This is a genomic window from Halogeometricum rufum (assembly GCF_900112175.1).
Classification (GTDB): domain Archaea; phylum Halobacteriota; class Halobacteria; order Halobacteriales; family Haloferacaceae; genus Halogeometricum; species Halogeometricum rufum.
In genome coordinates this window covers 526,892-540,866 of the sequence record NZ_FOYT01000001.1, presented here as the reverse complement: position 1 = coordinate 540,866, position 13,975 = coordinate 526,892, and the positions used below count along the sequence as shown (strand labels likewise).

General features: G+C 59.6%; 25 protein-coding genes and 1 tRNA gene. 13 read left to right on the top strand and 13 right to left on the bottom strand.

Annotation, left to right across the window (positions count from 1 at the left end; translation table 11 throughout):
- The first annotated feature begins 231 nt into the window (after positions 1 to 231).
- Both BM310_RS02815 and BM310_RS02810 read left to right on the top strand, forming a co-directional pair.
- Entirely contained in the window at positions 232 to 828 is a 597-nt protein-coding gene (locus tag BM310_RS02815; RefSeq protein ID WP_089804416.1) for an HNH endonuclease, read from the top strand.
- 10 nt (positions 829 to 838) lie between these two features.
- Entirely contained in the window at positions 839 to 1,099 is a 261-nt protein-coding gene (locus BM310_RS02810; RefSeq protein ID WP_143105098.1) for a hypothetical protein, read from the top strand.
- A 155-nt stretch (positions 1,100 to 1,254) separates the two neighbouring features.
- Here BM310_RS02810 and BM310_RS02805 read toward each other — a convergent pair whose 3' ends face one another.
- The 3 genes from BM310_RS02805 to BM310_RS02795 form a co-directional block, all read right to left on the bottom strand.
- Entirely contained in the window at positions 1,255 to 2,265 is a 1,011-nt protein-coding gene (locus BM310_RS02805; protein WP_089804411.1) for a tyrosine-type recombinase/integrase, read from the bottom strand.
- Entirely contained in the window at positions 2,262 to 2,447 is a 186-nt protein-coding gene (locus BM310_RS02800) for a hypothetical protein (protein WP_089804409.1), read from the bottom strand. The genes BM310_RS02805 and BM310_RS02800 overlap by 4 nt, the downstream gene beginning before the upstream one ends.
- 109 nt (positions 2,448 to 2,556) lie before the next feature.
- A complete protein-coding gene (locus BM310_RS02795; RefSeq protein ID WP_089804407.1) occupies positions 2,557 to 2,736 on the bottom strand; it encodes a ribbon-helix-helix domain-containing protein in 180 nt (59 codons plus the stop codon).
- 110 nt (positions 2,737 to 2,846) lie between these two features.
- On the opposite strand from BM310_RS02795, the gene BM310_RS02790 reads away from it, so the two are divergent.
- Positions 2,847 to 3,062, top strand: a complete 216-nt coding sequence (locus BM310_RS02790) for a hypothetical protein (protein ID WP_089804405.1) — start codon at positions 2,847 to 2,849, stop codon at positions 3,060 to 3,062.
- 166 nt (positions 3,063 to 3,228) lie between these two features.
- Complete coding sequence (locus BM310_RS20840; protein ID WP_143105097.1) at positions 3,229 to 4,005, top strand: hypothetical protein; 777 nt, start codon at positions 3,229 to 3,231, stop codon at positions 4,003 to 4,005.
- Between the two features lie 52 nt (positions 4,006 to 4,057).
- Here BM310_RS20840 and BM310_RS02785 read toward each other — a convergent pair whose 3' ends face one another.
- Positions 4,058 to 4,732, bottom strand: coding sequence for a rhomboid family intramembrane serine protease (locus BM310_RS02785; RefSeq protein WP_089804403.1), 675 nt, complete (start codon positions 4,730 to 4,732; stop codon positions 4,058 to 4,060).
- Positions 4,733 to 5,046: 314 nt separating this feature from the next.
- Between BM310_RS02785 and BM310_RS20835 the strand changes: the two genes are divergently transcribed.
- On the top strand, positions 5,047 to 5,724 hold the full coding sequence (locus BM310_RS20835) for a hypothetical protein (RefSeq protein ID WP_177232516.1): 678 nt from the start codon (positions 5,047 to 5,049) through the stop codon (positions 5,722 to 5,724).
- Between the two features lie 102 nt (positions 5,725 to 5,826).
- Here the strand turns inward: BM310_RS20835 and BM310_RS02780 are convergent, their stop codons facing one another.
- The 5 genes from BM310_RS02780 to BM310_RS02760 are packed head-to-tail and all read right to left on the bottom strand — an operon-like array spanning position 5,827 to position 8,017.
- On the bottom strand, positions 5,827 to 6,309 hold the full coding sequence (locus BM310_RS02780; protein ID WP_089804401.1) for a hypothetical protein: 483 nt from the start codon (positions 6,307 to 6,309) through the stop codon (positions 5,827 to 5,829).
- Positions 6,306 to 6,944, bottom strand: a complete 639-nt coding sequence (locus BM310_RS02775) for an ATP-binding protein (RefSeq protein WP_089804399.1) — start codon at positions 6,942 to 6,944, stop codon at positions 6,306 to 6,308. Before BM310_RS02775 ends, BM310_RS02780 begins: the two co-directional genes overlap by 4 nt.
- Positions 6,944 to 7,369, bottom strand: a complete 426-nt coding sequence (locus tag BM310_RS02770) for a hypothetical protein (protein ID WP_089804397.1) — start codon at positions 7,367 to 7,369, stop codon at positions 6,944 to 6,946. The genes BM310_RS02775 and BM310_RS02770 overlap by 1 nt, the downstream gene beginning before the upstream one ends.
- Positions 7,362 to 7,817: a hypothetical protein gene (locus tag BM310_RS02765; protein WP_089804395.1), complete on the bottom strand. Its 456-nt coding sequence runs from the start codon at positions 7,815 to 7,817 to the stop codon at positions 7,362 to 7,364. Before BM310_RS02765 ends, BM310_RS02770 begins: the two co-directional genes overlap by 8 nt.
- The gene (locus BM310_RS02760) at positions 7,814 to 8,017 is read right to left on the bottom strand and encodes a hypothetical protein (protein ID WP_089804393.1); all 204 of its coding nucleotides are present in this window, start codon (positions 8,015 to 8,017) and stop codon (positions 7,814 to 7,816) included. Before BM310_RS02760 ends, BM310_RS02765 begins: the two co-directional genes overlap by 4 nt.
- A 129-nt stretch (positions 8,018 to 8,146) precedes the next feature.
- Between BM310_RS02760 and BM310_RS02755 the strand changes: the two genes are divergently transcribed.
- The 8 genes from BM310_RS02755 (at position 8,147) to BM310_RS02715 (ending at position 11,776) form a co-directional block, all read left to right on the top strand.
- Positions 8,147 to 8,344: a sugar kinase gene (locus tag BM310_RS02755; RefSeq protein WP_089804391.1), complete on the top strand. Its 198-nt coding sequence runs from the start codon at positions 8,147 to 8,149 to the stop codon at positions 8,342 to 8,344.
- A gap of 3 nt (positions 8,345 to 8,347) precedes the next feature.
- Entirely contained in the window at positions 8,348 to 8,851 is a 504-nt protein-coding gene (locus BM310_RS02750) for a hypothetical protein (protein WP_089804389.1), read from the top strand.
- Positions 8,852 to 8,875: 24 nt separating this feature from the next.
- Positions 8,876 to 9,298 (top strand): hypothetical protein, encoded by a 423-nt coding sequence (locus BM310_RS02745; RefSeq protein WP_089804387.1) that lies wholly within the window; start codon positions 8,876 to 8,878, stop codon positions 9,296 to 9,298.
- Positions 9,299 to 9,643 carry a hypothetical protein gene (locus BM310_RS02740; RefSeq protein WP_089804385.1) on the top strand — a complete coding sequence of 115 codons (345 nt, stop codon included), beginning with the start codon at positions 9,299 to 9,301 and terminating at the stop codon, positions 9,641 to 9,643.
- A complete protein-coding gene (locus tag BM310_RS02735; RefSeq protein WP_089804383.1) occupies positions 9,636 to 10,136 on the top strand; it encodes a hypothetical protein in 501 nt (166 codons plus the stop codon). The genes BM310_RS02740 and BM310_RS02735 overlap by 8 nt, the downstream gene beginning before the upstream one ends.
- Positions 10,137 to 10,451: 315 nt before the next feature.
- Positions 10,452 to 11,141: a hypothetical protein gene (locus tag BM310_RS02725; RefSeq protein WP_089804378.1), complete on the top strand. Its 690-nt coding sequence runs from the start codon at positions 10,452 to 10,454 to the stop codon at positions 11,139 to 11,141.
- A 3-nt stretch (positions 11,142 to 11,144) separates the two neighbouring features.
- Positions 11,145 to 11,537, top strand: coding sequence for a hypothetical protein (locus BM310_RS02720; RefSeq protein ID WP_089804376.1), 393 nt, complete (start codon positions 11,145 to 11,147; stop codon positions 11,535 to 11,537).
- Positions 11,534 to 11,776, top strand: coding sequence for a hypothetical protein (locus tag BM310_RS02715; RefSeq protein WP_089804374.1), 243 nt, complete (start codon positions 11,534 to 11,536; stop codon positions 11,774 to 11,776). The genes BM310_RS02720 and BM310_RS02715 overlap by 4 nt, the downstream gene beginning before the upstream one ends.
- On the opposite strand, the gene BM310_RS20830 is transcribed toward BM310_RS02715, so the two are convergent.
- The 4 genes from BM310_RS20830 to BM310_RS02705 all read right to left on the bottom strand — a co-directional run bounded on the left by BM310_RS20830 (position 11,773) and on the right by BM310_RS02705 (position 13,867).
- On the bottom strand, positions 11,773 to 12,453 hold the full coding sequence (locus BM310_RS20830) for a hypothetical protein (RefSeq protein WP_143105095.1): 681 nt from the start codon (positions 12,451 to 12,453) through the stop codon (positions 11,773 to 11,775). The two genes, BM310_RS02715 and BM310_RS20830, sit on opposite strands and share 4 nt — an antisense overlap.
- Before the next feature lie 440 nt (positions 12,454 to 12,893).
- Positions 12,894 to 13,466 (bottom strand): hypothetical protein, encoded by a 573-nt coding sequence (locus tag BM310_RS02710; protein ID WP_089804372.1) that lies wholly within the window; start codon positions 13,464 to 13,466, stop codon positions 12,894 to 12,896.
- On the bottom strand, positions 13,463 to 13,615 hold the full coding sequence (locus BM310_RS21200) for a hypothetical protein (protein WP_177232515.1): 153 nt from the start codon (positions 13,613 to 13,615) through the stop codon (positions 13,463 to 13,465). Before BM310_RS21200 ends, BM310_RS02710 begins: the two co-directional genes overlap by 4 nt.
- A gap of 180 nt (positions 13,616 to 13,795) precedes the next feature.
- A tRNA-Ala gene (locus BM310_RS02705) sits at positions 13,796 to 13,867 on the bottom strand.
- Positions 13,868 to 13,975 lie beyond the last annotated feature (108 nt).

The following is a 13,975-nucleotide window of genomic DNA, read 5'->3' as shown; positions in this document are numbered from 1 at the left end:
AGACGAACAAAGTGTAGCTCCCACCGCCACATCGGACCGCAGTAGTAGGCGGGAGACGCTAACGGTACTTCTATTCGGGTCGGATTCCGTGACTCTTACCGTGCCATATCAGGGTGAAGACCCCATTTGTCCGTACTGCGGTTCACGTGAAACCGCGTTTCGAGAGAACGAGCAGGACATGGGGGTCTATGGGTGTCAGGAGTGCGGCCGGTCGTTCTCCGGGCCCTCCCAATGACTATCACCGCCTCCGGTCGCACGAAACCCACCGCTACCTATCCACACCCAAGAATTTCAACTGTTCCGAGCGAACGGGGAGTAGAGATGGTCGACGAACCCGAAGCGGAGCCGGACACGACGTCCCCGAAGTCCGAGTTGGGATTCGCCTCCGTCGCGGACGCGGAGTCGTACTTGGGAACGCGCTTCGATGACCTCGACGCCGCGAGCAAGAAAGATCAGATCGTCGCCCTCAAGAAGCGGTTCTACGGGAAGATAACGCGGAAGACGGTCGCGGAAGCCGTCGACTGTGCGGGAAGCTACGTGAGCAAGGTCGGGTGGTCACCGGGAGAGGGCGAGACGAGGTGGGAGCGCCCCTCCGAGGAGGTTTCCGAGACAGTCCGGAACGACGTTCTCGACCGGGACGGCCGCGAGTGCGTCGCCTGCGGTGCCGAGACGAATCTACAGGTCCATCACATCCGGCGCGGCGAGTCGACGCCGTCGAACCTCGCAACACTCTGTCGGGATTGTCACAAAGACGTACACGGCGGGTCGTGGCACGGCGTGCTCCCCTACCAGTCGGTCGACGAATTTTGGGACCTCGTGGACGGATGATTCCACCGACGTGAGTTCCCCAGTCGCCGATAGCGACCGCACTCGGTCGCGGACCGACGACGAACCGACCCCCACCAGACTGATGCCCGTGAGCGCTCTCGCTCTGCACGTGACCGACTGCCCCAACTGCGGCGCGGCGATGGACGACGCCGACGACCACGGCGCGGACGGCGCCGACTACGTCTGCGACGACTGCGGCCGGAAGTGGCAGGAGGGCGTGACGGGCGAACTCCGGCGCGTCTTCGAGAAGCCGACCGACGAGCGTCGGTAGTCGGTCGGGACGACTGCACGGGATAGCGACGCCGAGGGAGTGCGAGTGGACTCGCGGGGTCCCCGTGAGCGACGCGAACGGGGGCGAGCGAGTCCGTCGACTGACGGAGCGTAGCGACGGAAGGAGATGGACTCGCGGGGGTGGCGAATTTCGGGTCATTGACGTAGGAACTTCTTCCGCTGGTTCATTTTCTCGCCCGGCGACCGAGCGTCGTAGTGGCGGTACAGCACTTCGAGTGAGACGTCCATCCGTTCGGAGGCAACCTCCGGCGGGACGCCGTCGAGGAGGTGCGACGTGATGGCTCCGCGGCGGAGCGTGTGCGGCGACCGAGACGACGGGCACTTGCTCGCCTGCTGGTAGCCCTCCATCGCCTCGCACGTCTGCGGGTCCTCGTCGTGCGGACAGTCGTGCATCATGCACGGCCGCGTCGTCGAGTAGATCCACTTCTGGACGGTGAGCTTGTGCGCCCGCCCCTGCTTCGTCGTCACGAGCGGTTCGCGGCCGTGGTCGTCGGTCACGTCGTAGCGGTTCGCGTCCACGTAGTCCTCGACGACCTGGTACCACCGCGGACCGAGGTACACCCAGCGCTCGCCGCTGTTCCCGTTCTTCAGCCGGGTGTCGGTCTCCGGCCGGTTCACGAGGTCCACGGCGCAGTCGTCGGGCCGCAGGTCTTGGAGGTCGAGGGCGTGCAGCGACGAGATACGCATCCCCGTCCGCCACAGGAGCGAGAAACAGACGTGCCGCCTGCTCGCGTACTCGTAGCGGTTCAGGTGTTCGAGGATGGCTTCCGCTCGCTCCTCTTCGAGAACGACGGTCCGCGCTTCCGCGCCGTCGGGGAGTTCCGGCGAGTGGACTTTCTCGGCCAGTCCCTCCGGCACGGCCTCCACGTCCGCGGCCCACCGCAGGAACACGCGGAGCGACGAGAGTTGCTTCTGGAGCGTGATGGGCGCGATGTCACCGCGGCGCCACGCCACGAAGTTGTAGAGCGTCCGCCCGGTGAGGTCGTTCATGTCGTCGATCTCTTCCTCTTCGAGGAAGTCGAGGAAGTGACCGAGACGGTTCTTCGAGTTCCGGTACGTCGAGTCCGTGACGCTCGGTCGGCGGGAGTCGAGGTACTGTTCCACCGCCACCTCGGGGTCGAGCGGTTCGAGTTCGCGGTCCCTCATACCTCGCTCACCATCTCGACGTTCTCGCGCGGGACCCACGACGCGCCGACCGGGTCACACAGACGCACGTACGCGTCGTAGAGTTCGATCCGACCCTCGTGCCGGACCGTCGCGTCGCTTCCCGCGTCGGTGTACCACGCGACGCCGTTCGTGACGACGGTGATGGGTTCGCCACAGACCATCGTCACGGGCGCGTCCCTCCAGCGTAGTCAGTACGCTTACGTGCGCGGGTGCGCGAGTTCAGAACGGGACCCTCGGGGTTGCTTGTAGGCTTCATTCGTGGGTCCCCATTCATACCTCTGCGTTCGTGGTGAGTTCTTGAGCGGGCGCGTCGAACGGCGACGACGGAGCCTCGCGTGCGAGATGTCGCACGTACTCGGCGCGACTCATCCCGTGATTCTTCGCCTGTTCGTCTATCTTCTCGACCATCTCCGGCGGCATCGAGATAGTCACGTTTACTGATAGAGCCATTCGTCCTCCGCTTATTCACTTAATCACTTATAGCTTTCTGAGCATATCACTCAATAATTGATTAAGTGACTGCACAGGGTTATTCATTGAGTCAGAGACTACAACGGCGTATGAGTGCCACCTACGACGATGACGACGGTGACGCGGTCAACATCTCTGCCCGGGTCGATAGAGAGTTGCTGGACGACTTCGACCGCGCCCTCAAGCAGGCTCAGCTCGACGGCGTCGTTCCGCTCGACATGTCGCGTGCTGAAGCCCTGCGGCGTCTCATGCGCCTCGCCATCGACGATCCTTCGATTCTGACTGGCGTCGAGGAAGACGACTAGCCCGGAGTGCCACCTGCGGGTCTCGACACCAGCACGAATTACTGAATGTCTGTTTGGACTTCAATGCGAGCCATGGATGCGGAGTGAAAGTGAAAGTGAAATCCAAACGCTCTTAATCCTTGTTCGGTTGCTACCCAACAGAATACTGCATAGGTGAGGGCTGAGAATGAGAAATAGGAATTCGGAGAAAGGGAAGCCCTCAACGCGTTATAGGTCATCAAGAGATGCAGAACAACAAGAGGAGGAGATAGAATATTTCTCCCTCGCAGAGTTCATCGATTCAACTTCGTCTCTCTTTGTGGTGCTTGGTGTTTTCGCGGCCACTGCAATCTATATCACAAATATCTCTCGAGTACCCATCGCTGAGTCGATATGGGCTATCAAGTACGGGTTTGTTGGGGCACTGTTGGGCGTAGTAGTCCTATCCGTGGAGATAATCAGAGTTCTACTTCGAGATCTCGGTGGGTTGCCTTCCTTTGCGACCTCAATTCAATCTTGGAAGAATGCTGACCTCGTCATTCTTTGTGTATCACTACTGCTTGTCGCATCAACGTTTGTTTGGACGATACTACAGAGAAACGAGATTGTTTATTCTTTCATAATTACAGGAGGAACAGTACTCGCTTCGCTTTGGTTCTTCATCTGGCTAGTGGGACAATACGGAGAATACAGGCCAATCAAGCCAAATTCTTGGTACAGATTAGCTGAAATCACAGGACTAGGTATAATACAGTGGTTCATTACTGAATTCCGTATAGTAGTGGAAGAAAGCTATGTAGTCATCCCTGCACAAACATACGAACCACTAAACAAACCATTGGCAATTCTTCCGGCATTTGCGGCATCATCTCTAGAAATTTTGGATATTATATTTGGAGTAGTGTTCATAGCAGTTCTGGTTTTGAATATTGCTAGGTTGTCAGGAAACGACGAGGATAACTGAATAGTCCCTCTACAGTAATAATTAGTTAACCAGCCCCCACCCGACAGTGAATTCAGAAGGCTCTATTGAGAACCGAACAGTGTTCTTGTGATTGAGCGTAAGCGAAGACGATACCCAGGATCCAACCAGAGACATGACCAGCGTTGACTTGAAGCGGATCTTGGAGTATGATTACCTTCCCCACCTCAAACACGATTAGCAGAACAGCACATATTGCGAGTAGATATACTAAGGCATCCGGTTCATTCCATTCCTCGTGGATTTGAAGATGAACGAGGCTGAATCCAAGAAGAGCAAAAACTAGTCCACTAATCCCGTACGCTGCAACATATTCTTTGGAACCAAATTCTAGTGCAAAAGCCGCCAACGCAGCTATTGAGATAATTGAAGAGAGAACAGCCAGTGCTAGGAACCGCGTTCTAGACAGGTGAGATTCGGTAACTCGCCCTATGAGGAGCAGCAAGAGTATATTCGCGAGGAAATGAAACGGTCCTCGATGAAGGAGTGGCGACAAAATCCATGCAATCTCTGGCCCATTCAGAAATAGAAAGCCGGTGGTCGCGTAGATAGATGGTGACCCCCACTGAATAGTGAGGATAAGCTGTACAGTAAATATCGTGGCGATCGCCGTACTCAGATAGAGAGTAATGGGAGATTCATACTCTCTAAGTTCGGAGGCAAGAGTATCAATAGAAAATGGTTCAGGGAATCGGCTGAGTTGCTTCATTTCGAACAAGTAAAAGTTACTTTCTAATAATCTTGAGGGTCCCAAAAATTGAATACCGGGGCTAGATTCTGAGCGTGCTAGATTGGAGAAATGGCTCTGTTAAAGCACTCTGATTACCTTATGTAAATTGTGTGCTGAATACAGAGGACGTATGCAGCAGGAGGCTGAGACCTCTATTGATTGGGGCTTTCATCAGAATATCACGCGCTTGTGGGCCATCGATTCCAGCGTCTTTCCTGTGACTGAATCTCCTAACTTCTGTAAGTCAAAGAACAAACAATGGGTTATAGATACTGTTCAGATAACTAAGAAACATGGAGATAAGGGCAGATATCGATCGAAATCGGGTCAAGAGAGCCCATGGAGAGTTTGAGATGGCTGAATCCAAGCTAGATTCAGTCATGCGGTATACCAGAGAAGGGGAGGAAATAAACCACGCTGATTGCTTTGTCGATGCTCAACGGTCGATAGAGAAAAGCACGAAGTCAATCTTCAAGCTAATGGAAGTAAATCACCCAACTGACCATAGCATCAGTCCCGGGTCTAATGCAGGTAAAAATTTGTTAAATGCTGTTGCAGACGAAGTCACTGATCTCGACTTTCCTCAAATGGTTCGGGGTCCCTTTACCGAACGCGACGTTGAGCGAATACATGTCCGCGCGGTGGCGAGGCTGATGTTTTTGTGTGAGATGTATGGTAATATGTACACACTCGCGTATTATGGTATAGACGACCCGGACTTCCAGTTACCACCGAATCAAATCGTTGATGATGGCGAGTATGAAGCCATCTTGGAAAGTGCTGTCACGGCGCTACGTATCTCCGATGCCGTCATTGATTCGATTTCAACAGGTGAATTGCCGAGGGCAAATAGACCTACTGGGTTAGAAGGTCCGATGGAGGATCGCTCCAGTATTAAGGGCGATTACTATGGTGTTGGAAAGCATTTCACGGAATACGATCCTGTTTCGGCCTACCGACGGAAGCTGTAAACTCGCCATGTTTGCTGAACCCAAGGAAAGTATTCCTGTGAAATTTTAAAGAACGGCGGTGCAAAATATACGCTGAGTATTGCGTACAGAATCAATGAACGATCAGTAGTCGGCGTTTTCAACAGATCCGAATATGTAGAAGAAAGACATTTTCTTCTGTTCTCCTTTCTCGTGACCCGAATCGTACCATCCACCTTCCTCCTGCACAAGTGACCACACCGTCGAGGGACGCATCCGACGCATCTCCAACGGACTCCCGTCGCGGTCCAGCAGTACGAACACGAACCACGCCGTGTTCTGCGCATCCGAGTTGACCAGCGACCGAGTTTGACTCTTCCACAGTCTGAACCGCCCCTCGACGGGCACGAACGAACTCTCGTCGCGACCGTCAATGATCGTCTGCGCGGCCTTCACCTCGAACTTCGTACCCGTGTCGCGGTTCACGCAGTCGTACCACGACGCTTCGTCGGGCGCGTGTTCGACGCCGTAGTGCGCGGCCACCAGTCGCTCGGCGTACTCGCCGTTGTCTCCCTGCGCGTGTTTGTCGATGCGGCGCATGTCGGAGCGGGTCACGTCGAAGCTCATCCGTACACCTCCCGCGTCTCACCGCGGTACACCGCGTGCGGTGGCTCCGTCGGACGGATCACCGCGTACTCGAAGCGGTCCGACGGCAACCCGCCGCCGTCGAGGTCCTTCAGGTTGTAGTAGCGGATGAACCCCCGGTGGAACGTCGAGGGCGGGCCGACCCACACGAGATACTTGCACTGCTTGACCGGCGGGTAGTAGAAGTCCTGCGGGTCCTGCGACGCTATCACCACCTTCACGCCCTTGTCTCGGTCCTCGTGCAGCATCGCGGCCAGCGTGTTCTCCGACGCCGACGACTTCGACTCAGAGTCGGGCAGGTGCCGGTGCGCCTCGTCGACGACGACCTGGACGGGGTAGCCCGTCGTCTCGTGGTACGTGTGCGCTATCTCGCGCACCGCGTCGATGACTTCCATCGCCGAGTCGCACACCCACCGGATACGGGAAGCGGTCGCTGCTCTCGCCTCCGACGCCGAGCGAACGGTCGTGGCGTCCTCGAGGTCGCGGCCGGAGATACCGCCCGCGTCCGTGTCGTCGATCCAGATGGACAGGCCGGGGAACGTGTCGTGCATCTCGCGGAGGAACGTCGTCTTCCCCGACCCGGAGTCGCCGACGACCGTGCAGTGATACCTGTCCATCACACGCCTCCCGCGCCGGCGAGTGCGCCCAGATCCTCGTCGAACTGCTCGCCCTCCTGGTCGGCGTCGTCCTCCTGGTCCGACGCGGCTTCCTCCCGTTCGCGTTGGATCCAGACGACCGTCTCCGCGATTCCCACGCCCACGTCGAAGATAGCGGGCATCCCCTCTACCTCGGCCATCTTCTGCAACCCGCGGTAGACGCGCGTCGGTCCGCCGCGGTCGGGGTCCCACGGCGATTCGATGGCGTCGAGGGAGCGTTCAGGCTCCGTCGAGAACAGCATCTCCCGCACGTTGGACGAACCGACCGTGGTTTCCTCGGGAGCGCCCTCTGCGGCCGCGTGGTCGGGCGCGACTGCCGCCGACGGGTCACGGTCCATCGGGAAGCCGTCGGAGAGCGACGGCGGAGCCTCGCCGTCCTCAGGCATCGTACACCTCGCCGCAGTCCGCGCACACTCGGTCGTGTTCGTCGAGGAGTTCCGCGGCGGAGCCACCGCAGTCACGCGCCCGTCGCACGTCGTCAGCATCGAAGTAGTCCCTCGACCCGCAGTCCGGGCATGCCGATTCGTCCTGTCCGCCGTCGGTGGCGACCGGTTCCGGCGCGTCGAGGGCGGGGTTTCCGCCGTCGGTTACCGCCTGCTCGGGGTCCGGCGTGGGCGTCTCGTCCGGTTCGTCGAGTGTCGGTGACTCAGTGCGCCCCACTCGCTCCGGGTCTTCGACTTCGCCTCGACTCTCGTCCACGGGCTGAATCATCGCGTCGTGGCCGTCGAGGTAGCACGAGGACTCGTGGTTGTGAATCCCCTGTGCGCGGAAGTAGAGTCCGCAGTGCCGACACTGCTGGTCCGTCGGACTCTCGGGTTCGTACGTGCCGCTCACGCGACCATCCCCGCGAGGTGAGAGAGCGTCGAGGCGACTGTCGCCCCCGTCGTCTGAGTGAACTGTACGATACCGGTCAGTGCGCCACACTCGCCCAAGACGCCGATGCCGAACGCGCCGCGGACGAACGGGCGCGTCTCCTCCGAGCCGCGGAGATAGGCGGCGACGGTGCCGAGAACGAGTGTCGGATACCCAATCATGGAGTGTCCTACATTCACAGAGCCGAGAATGTAAAGATTCGACCAGTATCGGACTCTCAATAGTTCAATCACCAAGCGTAGTCCACTACACTTCCTGCTTTTTCCATATCCGACCACCGACCGAGTGCAATGGCGAAGATACCGCTCGAACTCCTCGGTACGGAGGTCGATACGGACGATCCAGCAGAATCGGCAAGCAACCTCGGAGCCGCTACCGTCGGCGTCGCGCTCACCGCGGGCGTCGTCGGTGCCGGGATGTACGTCTACAACAAGGCCCGGAACGCGGCCGGCGTGGACGAAGACGAAGTGTCGGTTCCGGGGGTCTGAATCATGGAGATGAAGCAGTACCCCCCGCTGTTCGCTGAAGGACAGAAGCGTTCTGTCGTCGCGTCGCAGCTCGACCAGGTGACGCTGAAGGCCGGACAGGAGAACACGATCTGGGCGAAGCAGGTCGCACAGGACAAGAAGCTCTTCCCCGGTCACGGGCCGCAGGTCCGCGACTACGCGAAGGCGTTCATCCACGCGAAGCTCGTCGCCTCCGGCAACGGGTCGGGCACCTCCGGCGACATCATCGACGGTGACCTCATCGTCGCCATCACCGACTCCGACCAGCGCCGCGTTCTCGCGTCGTTCGTCGTCGGCAACCTCGGTGACCTGGCGGACGCCCTCAACAGCGACCGAACCGACCGGCCGATCATGGCGGCCATCGCGCCGTTCGCGAAGCCCGGTCGGCACCTGGAGTTCCGCGTCTTCCCCGACGCCGGTTCGGACGGCGTCGAGGTCGACCCGGCGAACTCCGAGGCTCGGCTCTACTACTCGGAGGTCTCGAACTAACCCCTCCTACGGAGGTGATTTTTCATGTCTGAGACACACGAACGCCGGGAGAGCGTCCGCTTCGCGGGCAACGTGAACCCCGGCGACACCGAGACGGAGACGTTCGAAGTCTCCGAGGACTGCACCGTCGAAGAGGTGAAGGTCCGGTTCTACCAGGGGCCGCGCCTCTCGCTGCACGTCGTTCCGTTCGTCGAGGACGGCACCGACCGCGGGCGACGGGTCGAACTCGTCAACTTCCGCGGGAAGGAGTACGTGGACGGCGACAACGACCTGTGGGTGTTCGACGCGAGCGAAGGCGTCGAGGACGGCGAAGTCGTCGGCGTCGAGGTGGAGAACACCGACGGGTCGAACGGCTACGACTACGCGGTGGACATGACCCTCGACTACGCCGGTGGCACCGAACGCGCCGCCGTCGGAATCGTCGAGCGAGTCGCGGGGTGGTTCTGAATGGGCGTCGAGCAGTTCAGTCAGACCGTCCGCGGCTCCGGCGGAACGCTCGCGACGAACGCGACGGGGACGATGGAGACGGACAACTACCCCAACGGCGGTGCGTTCGACGAGGACGGAACGACCTATCCCGTTTCGCTGAACCCCGCGGAGACGATTCAGGAACTCATCATCACCGCCGCGGGCGACGTGATGATGGAAGTCCACACTTCCGGCGGAGACGTGTTCACCGTCCCGCTCGCCGGAGGGACCGGGTCGTTCGACAAGTGGGAGATCGACAAGGTGGTCTTCAGTGACCCGAAGGGCACGCAGGCCCGACTCGGCGGGGGGTGGGCCGGTGAGTGACTTCGCCGGTCCGCCGTACACCGACGCGGACGCCCGCGCCGCGGCGGACGGACAGATCGACGCCGCGACCCTCGGCGGCCAACCGCCGTCGGCGTTCGACGCACCGAGCGAGACGAACTCGTCCTCGCGCGGTGGCGGCTACCAGGAGCAATCGACCTGGAGCGGAAGCGTCTCGAACGTGTCCGGCGGCGGAGGAACCGGGTCGTTCACCGTCGAAGCAGGGGGTTTCGCCGACGGAATCCGCTTCGACTACTCGACAAGCTGGAACGACACCTACCTCTCCCGCGTCGAGGTTGACGACGGGAGCGGTTTCAGCACGGTGTGGTCCGGTTCCATGTCGAAGGGGAACGGGAAGGTGGTGAACTTCTCCGGGCGGGCGGTCACGCGGATTCGGTTCACCATCGACAACCAGAACGGTAGCTCGCAGGACGCGAGCGTGAACAACGGTGCCCTCCACATCGTCGGACTACCGCAGCACACGCACACACTATGAGACGCACTCAAGAGACACAGGAACGGCTGAACGCGCTGTTAGAACTGTTCGCCGAGGAAGGCGCGTCACCGTCGGGTGACGCACCCCGCGTATCCGACATCCGGTCGGTCCTCGGGAGTCGAGACTACGGGGAGGCAGACGAGACGGTCCGTCAGTTCCGTTCGTCTACCCTCTCGAAAGAGCCTGTCCGACGGGACCGCGTCGGCTCGACGACGAAGCGAGCGTTCGCTGACGCGCGGAGCGCAGGCGATACGCAGGCGCAGATAGACGTGTTGTATCGGATTCTGACTGGCGAGACGATAGGAGAGTGATAGAATGGGAGAATCCTACTCAGAGTACATGAATCGGCTCACCGGCGGCGACTACTCGTCCGGCGGTAGCAGCAGCGGAGGCGACGGCTCGTCCTCGTCGAACGACGACGACGTGGGCGTGGACCTGGGCTACGGCTCGGTCACGCGCGAGCGAGACGACGGCCTCGACTACGACGACGACAGCGACTCCGGCGGTATCTCGACCGGCGGGAACACCGGCGGCGGCGGGGTCATCATCAGCGATCGGAACGACGACGACGAGAACACGACCGTCACCTACGATCCGACCACCGGCGACGACGGCGGGTCGGACGGGACGTTCTCGGGCGGCGGCGACGCCGTGAACGTCGAGATAGGCGACGACGGCACCATTTCGGCGTCCGACGGCGACGGGTTCGTCACGGACGACGGAATCGACGCCGACGGCGACGGCTCGACCACCACGTCCGGCGGGTCGTCCTCGAACGAACAGACGCCGACGATGCCGGAGATGCCGAGTATCCCGACCGACGCCCTCGACGACTACCGGGCGCAGATGCAAGCACAGATGCAGGCGTTCGCGCAGGCGATGAACGCTCGTCTCGACGGCCTCGACGCCGACTCTCTGTCGGTCGGCGGCTACTCCGCCGGCGTGGTCGCGGCGGCCGTCGGCCTAGTCGTCGTGCTGCTCGGCGTCCTCTCCACGGAGGCGTGACCGATGGGACTGTATCAGACCGTCGCAGGCGTCGCTGACCACCTCGCAGGCTCGACGGACGAAGCGGTCGGGCGTGCGACCGAGGCGGCCGGCGAAGGCGACTGGGCGGGCGTGGGCGACCATCTCGCGGGCGACGTGGACGAAGCGGCGTCTCGCGGGCCGGTCGATACGGTGATAGACGTAGCCTGGTCGGGTCACGACGGGGACACCATCGACGTGTTCGGTCCGACCGCGTGGGGAACCGAGGGTTCGGTAGCGGATGTCGCCGTCGACGAGGAGGGCGAGTCGCACCAGGGCGAGATGGGAACGACGCTCTTCCTGGTCGGCGTCGTCTTGCTGCTCGTCCTGTGGCTACTCCGTCCGTTGCTCGAACTACTCGCCGGAGGTGGCGCATGACGCTCCTCGACGTCGTGATGAACGTCTTCATCGCCGCCGTGCCGGTCGTCCTCGGCTGGATCGGCTGGCTCGTCCGTCGGATCGACAAGCGGACGGAACTCGTCGAGGATCACGACCGGGTGCTGTTTGGGGACGACCGAGTCGAGACGGATGATGGTTTAATTGGATCTGTTGAGAGATTGGAATCAGTAGTTACACCTGCAGAGGTAGATCAAACAGAGAAGCTGTCTGAGAATTAATTTTCGTCGAATATTTCTAGTGGACCTTGTACCTCCTGTTTCAATAGTGTTCTACACTGATCGTATGCCTCATTGAACTCAGCAATCCGGAATTCAGCATTTGATACGGCCACGAGCACATCCAGAGAGGGCATTTTTGGATCTTCAGGGTCTCTTTTGGCGAGCTCCCTATCCAGAATATCTCGTGCGTCTGGAGGAATATCGAGATCTAGCAACTCTCGAAGCGATTTCTCTAGTCGATTGCTGCTATTCTGGCCCTGATCAAGATCTAGTTTCGATAGGTCTCGAAGCAATAGATCGGCTAATATTACTTGTTGTGCGAAATTATCTACTGCTTCTTCAAGAGAAGAATCAAGAAACAACCGTGTTTCCTCAATAGTACTTGGGAACGATAGACCCGCCCCGATTACTTCTGAGTAGTATTCGTCACTAGCTAATTCTCCTTCTAATGCCCATTTGATATGAATGTTATAGAAGTTATAGATAGAATCTATCTCTTTAGTGAGTTTGACTAAAGCATCCACTTTTGCACTCAGAAAATATTCACTATGGAGCCGTTTGGTTTCTTCTTTAATTTGAAGCTCGATAGTTTTTCTCTGCACGTGACTCACGAACAGAGAACTCAGCAACCCAATTCCACCACCAATTATGACCCCCAAGAGATACTCTGACACCATGCTATTGGTACTATGTCACACACAATATGATATCGCTTATCAGACACACCCAAATCACCACTAATAGACACTCTCAATATATGTGAAATGACGAGACTGGTGAACAACTTCATCACCCCAATTCAGCAAAACCCACACCTCCCGAAACCGGCCGAAACAACCACTCTACCGCACGAAAACCGCACGAAAAGACGCACCCCACAGTAGCGGAGAGTTGCTTGCGTGCGTGCAGCGAGTGCAAGCACGGAATCGCGGGACGGCGGCGTCGTTTGCTTGCCTCCGTCGAGGGCGACGTTCACCCGAACGAGGTGATGAACGAGTTCACCCCCCGCAACCGGCCGGGCTATCCGGGCCGGACGGGGTGAACTCCGAGTTCACCCCATGCCCGTCGCGGGAGTCGAACCCGCGTGTCCACCGGGACGGGCGAGCGTCGAGGACGCTCAGTTGCCCCACACGTCGAGATCGACGAGCAGAGCCTTCCGCTTCGCACTGTGGTTGTTCGACGGCTGTGCCGGTTCGTGCGGCTGCCACGTCACGCCCTTCTTCGAGTCGTCCTGTCCGAACTTCTCGATGAGGTTCAGCGCGTAGCGTTCCGTGTGACCCGTCGCCTGTACGATGTCCGACCCGTACAGGGCGACGTGGTTGTCCGGGCGCGTGTGACCGGCCGTCCCAGCGAGGTTGTTCGCCGCCTCGACGATCTTCGACCAGTTCTCGCCCATCGGGTCGTCCACCGCGGACTGCTGTTCCTCGACGATGGACTCGTGCCGGTAGACCATCGACCCGACTTCGGCGACTTCCTCGCGGAGACGCATCGGGTCGTCTCGGTAGTCGTCTATCTCGGCGTTCGTCAGCGCGTCGAGGAGGTGGTTCAGTGCGGTCTTCGAGACGGTGCCCTCGCTGTTCCGTTCTACCCGTTCTTCGAGGTCCTGCAACCGGGTTTCGAGCGTCCGAACCCTGGCTTCGAGTTCGTCTCGCTCCATCTCCTCGACCGGGACGTTCGTCTCGACGCTCATGCGTACCTCCCGAGGAGCGAACCGTCCGGCTGACTCGCGGTGACGACGTGGCCCTCTCGGTCGCGGTGGTCCTCCGCGACGATCTCCGCGGCGAGCCAGTCGTGCGCGTCGCGTTCGAAGTCGCACTGCTTGCACTCGACGTGGTGCATCACGCCGACTCGCCCCCGGTTTCACTCCGCAGACCGCGGGACGGCGGGGACGGCGACGCTGTTAAGAGATTCCATCGATTTTGAACCCCTCTATTTCCAGTAGAGAATCGGGTGCAGTCTACCGACTTCGCGGAGAACGGCGTCTCTACTGTCGCAGTTCGTGACTGTTTAAAATTCGAGTGGACTCGCGGGGATTTGAACCCCGGGCCTCTTCCTTGCGAAGGAAGCGATCTGCCACTGATCTACGAGCCCGCATTCGCTTCGAAGGCGTGCGGTCATTTGTACCTTCTGTTTCGCGTCCGGATCGACACGGCGTCGCACGGTGGCGGCGTCGTCACTCGCCGGGACGGAGACAGAGCG

What these genes read in the sequence shown, in the direction of transcription:
- BM310_RS20835 (WP_177232516.1), top strand. Translation starts at nt 5,047, where the DNA reads ATGGAGATAAGGGCAGATATCGATCGAAATCGGGTCAAGAGAGCCCAT.
- BM310_RS02800 (WP_089804409.1), bottom strand. Translation starts at nt 2,447, where the DNA reads ATGGTCTGTGGCGAACCCATCACCGTCGTCACGAACGGCGTCGCGTGG.
- BM310_RS02745 (WP_089804387.1), top strand. Translation starts at nt 8,876, where the DNA reads ATGTCTGAGACACACGAACGCCGGGAGAGCGTCCGCTTCGCGGGCAAC.
- BM310_RS20830 (WP_143105095.1), bottom strand. Translation starts at nt 12,453, where the DNA reads ATGGTGTCAGAGTATCTCTTGGGGGTCATAATTGGTGGTGGAATTGGG.
- BM310_RS02725 (WP_089804378.1), top strand. Translation starts at nt 10,452, where the DNA reads ATGGGAGAATCCTACTCAGAGTACATGAATCGGCTCACCGGCGGCGAC.
- BM310_RS02775 (WP_089804399.1), bottom strand. Translation starts at nt 6,944, where the DNA reads ATGGACAGGTATCACTGCACGGTCGTCGGCGACTCCGGGTCGGGGAAG.
- BM310_RS02740 (WP_089804385.1), top strand. Translation starts at nt 9,299, where the DNA reads ATGGGCGTCGAGCAGTTCAGTCAGACCGTCCGCGGCTCCGGCGGAACG.
- BM310_RS20840 (WP_143105097.1), top strand. Translation starts at nt 3,229, where the DNA reads ATGAGAAATAGGAATTCGGAGAAAGGGAAGCCCTCAACGCGTTATAGG.
- BM310_RS02785 (WP_089804403.1), bottom strand. Translation starts at nt 4,732, where the DNA reads ATGAAGCAACTCAGCCGATTCCCTGAACCATTTTCTATTGATACTCTT.
- BM310_RS02755 (WP_089804391.1), top strand. Translation starts at nt 8,147, where the DNA reads ATGGCGAAGATACCGCTCGAACTCCTCGGTACGGAGGTCGATACGGAC.
- BM310_RS02750 (WP_089804389.1), top strand. Translation starts at nt 8,348, where the DNA reads ATGGAGATGAAGCAGTACCCCCCGCTGTTCGCTGAAGGACAGAAGCGT.
- BM310_RS02795 (WP_089804407.1), bottom strand. Translation starts at nt 2,736, where the DNA reads ATGGCTCTATCAGTAAACGTGACTATCTCGATGCCGCCGGAGATGGTC.
- BM310_RS21200 (WP_177232515.1), bottom strand. Translation starts at nt 13,615, where the DNA reads ATGCACCACGTCGAGTGCAAGCAGTGCGACTTCGAACGCGACGCGCAC.
- BM310_RS02815 (WP_089804416.1), top strand. Translation starts at nt 232, where the DNA reads ATGACTATCACCGCCTCCGGTCGCACGAAACCCACCGCTACCTATCCA.
- BM310_RS02720 (WP_089804376.1), top strand. Translation starts at nt 11,145, where the DNA reads ATGGGACTGTATCAGACCGTCGCAGGCGTCGCTGACCACCTCGCAGGC.
- BM310_RS02805 (WP_089804411.1), bottom strand. Translation starts at nt 2,265, where the DNA reads ATGAGGGACCGCGAACTCGAACCGCTCGACCCCGAGGTGGCGGTGGAA.
- BM310_RS02760 (WP_089804393.1), bottom strand. Translation starts at nt 8,017, where the DNA reads ATGATTGGGTATCCGACACTCGTTCTCGGCACCGTCGCCGCCTATCTC.
- BM310_RS02770 (WP_089804397.1), bottom strand. Translation starts at nt 7,369, where the DNA reads ATGCCTGAGGACGGCGAGGCTCCGCCGTCGCTCTCCGACGGCTTCCCG.
- BM310_RS02780 (WP_089804401.1), bottom strand. Translation starts at nt 6,309, where the DNA reads ATGAGCTTCGACGTGACCCGCTCCGACATGCGCCGCATCGACAAACAC.
- BM310_RS02710 (WP_089804372.1), bottom strand. Translation starts at nt 13,466, where the DNA reads ATGAGCGTCGAGACGAACGTCCCGGTCGAGGAGATGGAGCGAGACGAA.
- BM310_RS02790 (WP_089804405.1), top strand. Translation starts at nt 2,847, where the DNA reads ATGAGTGCCACCTACGACGATGACGACGGTGACGCGGTCAACATCTCT.
- BM310_RS02715 (WP_089804374.1), top strand. Translation starts at nt 11,534, where the DNA reads ATGACGCTCCTCGACGTCGTGATGAACGTCTTCATCGCCGCCGTGCCG.